General features: G+C 36.0%; 3 protein-coding genes. All 3 read left to right on the forward strand.

Translation table 11 applies throughout. The annotated features are described in order from the left end of the window. Positions 1-103 precede the first annotated feature (103 nt). Positions 104-574 carry a 30S ribosomal protein S7 gene (rpsG, locus tag Q0J90_RS14600; protein ID WP_028330954.1) on the forward strand — a complete coding sequence of 157 codons (471 nt, stop codon included), beginning with the start codon at positions 104-106 and terminating at the stop codon, positions 572-574. 20 nt (positions 575-594) lie between these two features. Next, positions 595-2,676: an elongation factor G gene (gene fusA, locus Q0J90_RS14605; protein ID WP_297278605.1), complete on the forward strand. Its 2,082-nt coding sequence runs from the start codon at positions 595-597 to the stop codon at positions 2,674-2,676. A gap of 74 nt (positions 2,677-2,750) precedes the next feature. Beyond that, a partial coding sequence (locus Q0J90_RS14610; protein ID WP_297278606.1) for a GTP-binding protein occupies positions 2,751-2,904 on the forward strand: 154 nt, incomplete at its 3' end.

Here is a 2,904-nt window from a genome sequence, read left to right on the forward strand (position 1 = left end):
ACATAGTTCGCGGAAGCCGTGAAGCTACAGGTGTAGAAAAGAGAATGAAAGCTAGAAGTAAATATGGTACTAAGAAACCAAAGGCTTAATGGAGTAAATTAATATGGCTAGAAGAAGAAGAGCACAATCTAGAAAAATAGACGCTGATCCTATTTATGGTAGTGTTGATATAAGTAAATTTATAAACAAATTAATGTATGATGGAAAAAAAAGTAAGGCTGAAAATATATTTTATAAAGCTATAGATGTAGTTAAAGAAAAAACAAATAAAGATGGTTTAGAAGCTTTTAATGAAGCTATAGAAAATATTAAACCGCGTGTAGAAGTAAAATCAAGAAGAGTTGGTGGTTCTACTTATCAGGTTCCAGTAGATGTAAGAGAAGACAGACAAAAATCTTTAGCGTTCAAATGGCTTATAAATGCTTCAAGAAAAAGAGGCGGAAGAAGCATGGTTGAACGTTTATCAAATGAGATTGTAGATGCTATAGACGGAAAAGGTCAGGCAGTTGCTAAGAGAGATGAAGTTCATAGAATGGCTGAGGGTAACAAAGCATTCGCACACTTTAGATGGTAGTTTTTAAGGAGAATATTTAAGTGGCACGTCAAATTTCATTAGAAAACACACGTAATATTGGTATTATGGCTCACATTGATGCTGGTAAGACTACTTTGAGTGAGCGTATTTTATACTTTACAGGTAAAACGCATAAAATCGGAGAGGTTCATGAAGGTGCAGCAGAAATGGACTGGATGGAGCAGGAGAGAGAAAGAGGTATTACTATTACTTCAGCTGCAACTACTTGTTTTTGGAATGGACATAGAATCAATTTGATAGACACTCCGGGGCACGTTGACTTTACTGCGGAAGTAGAAAGATCTTTGAGAGTATTGGATAGTGCGGTTGGTGTTTTCTGTTCAGTAGGAGGAGTTCAGCCTCAGAGTGAAACAGTTTGGAGACAAGCAAGTAATTATAAAATTCCTAGAGCTATTTTTGTTAATAAAATGGACAGAATAGGTGCTAATTTCTACGCTGTTTTAGAACAAACAAGAGAAAGATTAAAAGCTAACAGTCACCCAGTAGTTATACCTATAGGTGCAGAAAGCAGCTTCGAGGGTGTTGTTGACTTAGTAAATATGAAAGAAATAGTTTGGGTTTCTGAAGACGGCATGAAAATGGAAGAGAGAGAAATCAGACCTGAATTAAAAGAAAAAGCAGAAGAGTATAGAAATTCTTTATTAGAAGCAATCGTTGAATATGATGATGATGCTATGAATAAGTTCTTTGAAGGTGAGGAAATAGATGTTCCAACTATAAAAAGACTTATAAGAACAGCTACATTAACAGCCGATTTCTTCCCAATGTTCTGCGGTACAGCTTTCAAAAACAAAGGTATTCAAGTATTAATAAATGCAGTAGTTGATTATTTACCATCTCCTGTAGATAAACCTGAAGTAGAAGGTACAGATTTAGATGGTAATGTTATAAAGAGAAAAATAGCTGATGATGAGAAATTCAGCGCATTAGCATTCAAAATAATGACAGACCCTCACGTAGGAAAAATAGCATTCTTAAGAGTTTACTCTGGAATATTAGAGGGCGGTTCTTATGTATATAATGCAACAAAAGGTAAAAGAGAGCGTATCGGAAGAATACTTCAGATGCACGCTAACAAAAGAGAAGAGATTGAGCAAGTATATTGCGGTGATATAGCAGCAGCAGTAGGACTTAAAGAAACAACAACAGGTGATACATTATGTCCTGAAAATGCTCCTATCATCTTAGAATCAATTAACTTCCCAGAACCAGTAATTAACGTTGCTATAGAGCCTAAAACAAAAGGCGACAGAGATAAAATGTCAATAGCTTTATCAAGACTTGCTGAAGAAGACCCAACATTCAGAGTTAGCTTTGATGAAGAAACAGGTCAGACAATTATCGCAGGTATGGGTGAATTACACCTAGAAATTATCTGTGACAGAATGAAAAGAGAATATAAGGTTGAGGCAAATGTTGGACGTCCTCAGGTATCTTATAGAGAAGGTATTAAGAAAACAGTTGAGGTACAAGGTAAATTCGTACGTCAGTCAGGCGGTAAAGGTCAGTACGGTGATGTATGGTTGAGAATTGGACCTAATGAACCTAATGCTGGATTCAAATTTAATAATGAGATCGTTGGAGGAGCAGTTCCAAGAGAATATATACCAGCTGTAGAAAAAGGTTGTGTAGAGTCTATGAATACAGGTGTTCTTGCTAACTATCCAATGCTTGATGTAATAGTATCTGCTTATGACGGATCATTCCACCCAGTAGACTCATCAGAAATGGCATTCAAAATTGCTGCTTCAATGGGATTCAAAGAGGGTTGTAAAAAAGCTGATCCTTATTTGTTGGAGCCTATGATGACAGTAGAGGTTGTAACTCCTGAAGATTATATGGGTGATATAATAGGGGACTTAGCTTCAAGAAGAGGACAGGTTCACGGATTTACAGATAAGTCTGGTTATAAATCTATTAATGCTACAGTGCCTCTTGCTGAGATGTTCGGATATACAACAAGTATAAGAAACGTATCTCAAGGTAGAGCAAGCTACACAATGCAGTTCTCACATTATGAGGAAGTGCCTAAAAACGTAGCTGAAGAGATAATCGGTGCTAGAATGGGTAATAATAAGTAAGTAACAAAATATAATAGTTACTATTAGTAAAATAAAAAAAGAATTCCTAAAGTATAAATAATTGGAGGATTAAAATGGCTAAAGGAACTTACGAAGGTACAAAAACACACGTAAACGTTGGTACTATTGGACACGTTGACCATGGTAAAACAACATTAACATCAGCAATAACAGCAGTATCATCTGCTATGTTCCCAGCAACAGTACAAAAAGTTGCTTATGACTCAG

This window comes from uncultured Brachyspira sp. (assembly GCF_944390595.1).
Lineage (GTDB): Bacteria > Spirochaetota > Brachyspiria > Brachyspirales > Brachyspiraceae > Brachyspira.